General features: G+C 50.6%; 1 protein-coding gene. It reads right to left on the minus strand.

The window, feature by feature from the left end:
* Positions 1-244: hypothetical protein (locus tag AC1RPT_RS07930; protein WP_481763009.1), on the minus strand; the 244-nt coding region annotated here is incomplete at its 3' end.
* Positions 245-310: the final 66 nt, after the last annotated feature.

Genomic DNA, 310 nt, shown 5'->3' on the forward strand with positions numbered 1-310 from the left:
GCTTAACGGCAAGCGCCGTTTCACGCGGGTCTGATCCGTCAAAGATGGTGGCATCCGTGAAATCCAGACGGGTCTTCTTATTACCAATCTGGAATTGAAACTTGGTGCTGACGCCTACACGCGACACCCGCCCGTACAGGCCCAAGTTCACAAAGGGCTTATTATAACCCGCATGGCTTTGTCTTGTCGAGCAATAAAAGCTGGTGACTCGTACCTGCAACTTGTCAATGATTCGATTTGACATAGCTTAGCGTTTCCTCCACGAGATTGACCACTTCCTTAGGAAGCTTCAGCCCAACCAGATGCCACG

Source organism: Dellaglioa sp. CoH-56-MRSF-11, from assembly GCF_056782135.1.